The following is a 2,546-nucleotide window of genomic DNA, read 5'->3' on the forward strand; positions in this document are numbered from 1 at the left end:
TTTTGGAACAGTTCTTTTTTCTTCATATCCGTGTCGGCTTCGTGTATGAACTTCACTTCACTTTCAGGAATACCTCTCTCAATCAGCTTCTTTCTGATGTCGTTATAGACGGAAAATGTTCCGTCATTCTTCGGCGTGGAAAGGTCACAAAACACAAGCTGTGCAGATTTCTTGTCGGCATTTTCTTTCCATATCCGATAGATGTTATCAACGCAGGCATTGATTTTACTGCCCTCAAAATCAGGCAGCATGTCGTTTAGCATACGCTGGTCAAGAGCCAGTTTTCTTCCGTCATTCGTGATTTTCAGCATATTATCTACGCTTGAATCCACACCGCCGCCACGCACCTGCTCGGCTCTCTCTGCAAGGGAAGCAACCATTTCCTTCTGCATTTCCGACGGCTTTACTGCAATGTTATGGTACTTTGCTTCCGGTACTGGCAGGTTCAACATATCTGCTGTTTTAATGTCCGCTATCTCCTTGAACATCGCCATTAGTTCAGGCAAGTTATAGAATTTTGCGAACCTTGTCTTTGCTCTGTATCCCGTTCCTTCCGGTGTAAGTTCCACTGCTGTAATGGTTTCTCCGAAAGTGGAAGCCCAGGCATCAAAGTGCTGCAACCCGTTTTTCACAAGCGTGTTGTACTGCAAATATCGCTGTATCGTATAGAGTTCCACCATACTGTTTGAGATAGGTGTACCCGTTGCGAATACGGTTCCTCGTCCTCCGGTAATCTCGTCAAGGTAACGACACTTCATAAAGAGGTCGGAAGATTTCTGTGCTTCCGTCTGTGCGATACCACCCACATTACGCATTTTTGTATAAAGATAAAGGTTCTTGTAATAATGGCTTTCATCAACAAAAAGCCTGTCTACACCAAGTTCCTCAAAGGTTACAACATCATCTTTTTTCGTCTGGTCATTGAGTTTATCAAGTTTCTGCTTGATAGATTTCTTTGACTTTTCAAGCTGCTTTATGGAGAAGTTTTCCCCTCGGTTTCGCTTGAGTTCTGCAATTCCTCCCGTTATCTCCTCAAGCTGCTGTTCTAAGATTGCCCTCTGTCTTTCAATGGACATTGGGATTTTCTCAAACTGTGAATGTCCGATGATAACTGCGTCATAATCTCCGGTTGCAATCCTGCCACAGAACTTTTTACGGTTCTTGGTTTCAAAATCTTTCTTTGTTGCGACAAGGATATTCGCCGCCGGATAGAGTTGCAAATACTCAGCCGCCCATTGTTCGGTCAAGTGATTTGGTACAACAAACAGTGACTTGTTACAAAGTCCAAGCCTTTTCGACTCCTGTGCTGCCGCTACCATTTCAAAAGTTTTTCCTGCTCCGACTGCGTGTGCAAGAAGCGTATTTCCTCCGTAAAGAATATGGGCAACCGCATTTTTCTGATGTTCCCTGAGTTCAATTTCAGGGTTCATACCATTGAAGATGATATGACTTCCATCATACTCACGAGGTCTGACGCTATTGAATTTCTCATTATAGGATTTGCAAAGTCTTTCCCTTCGTTCAGGGTCAGACCATATCCAGTCCTGAAATTCCTGCTTAATCATTTCCTGCTTCGACTGAGCAATCGCTGTTTCCTTTTTGTTCAGGACAGCCTTCTTCTTTCCCTCATCATCTTCGATATAATCAAAGATACGCACATCTTTTAAGTTCAGCGTTTCCTCGATAATCTTATAGGCATTGATGCGGGAAGTTCCGTAAGTGTTATATGCCCTTACATTTCCTTTGTCATAGGATTTGCCCTCAATATTCCACTCACTCGTAAATGGGGAGAAGTGAACTTTGATATTCCACTGTGCATAGCGTGGTGTTTCAAGCAAATGAAAGATAAACTCCTGCACATCGTCCGGTGGCAGCCAAGTTGCACCAAGTCGCACGGAAATTTCACTTGCAGTCAGGTCTTTCGGTTGCACCTTTTGAAGTGCTTCTACATTGACCTTATAATCTTCCGGATAGAGTTCTGCCGACTTCTTTGCAATCCTCAGCTTTTCCCTGACATTACCCGAAAGGTATTCATCAGCCATCAGATACTTCGGTTCGTAAGAATTTCCATACTCATAAAGCGGGTTTAGGAAGATAACACCCTTTAAGTCCTCAAAGATTTCATTCTCCGATTTACCGGAAAGCTCCATCATATAGTCCATATCAATCGTGGCTTTTTCTCCAAGAGATACCGCCAACGCTTCGCTTGCCGTATCAACAGAAGTAACCGGAGTATGCGGCTTAATTGTCCTCTTAGAAAACATATCAGCCTTACGTTCCAGTTCTCCGTCCTCTCCGATTATCTCCAATGCAGAAAGCAAAGAGAATGAACTGTCCTGCGAAAAAGCAGAGGTATTTGCACGGCTGTTAATGAGTCCGTACTTACCTGAAAAGGTATCATAAAGTCTGTTTAATCTCTCCTGCTCCGCTTTTATTTCGCTGTCAGGGTAATCTTCTGTCTGCAATTCAATCAGCGTTCTGACGGAATTTCTAATGGCAATCATACCCTTAATTCGGTTCTCCTTGAAACAACGGAAATTTTCTCT

The 2,546-nt window shown here is 43.2% G+C and carries 1 protein-coding gene; it reads right to left on the reverse strand.

Translation table 11 applies throughout. From position 1 onward, the window contains the following. On the reverse strand, positions 1 to 2,546 hold a 2,546-nt coding region (locus HMPREF0367_RS07205; protein ID WP_035402804.1), incomplete at both ends, for a DEAD/DEAH box helicase family protein.

The sequence above is a fragment of the Faecalitalea cylindroides ATCC 27803 genome (assembly GCF_000469305.1).
GTDB lineage: Bacteria > Bacillota_I > Bacilli_A > Erysipelotrichales > Erysipelotrichaceae > Faecalitalea > Faecalitalea cylindroides.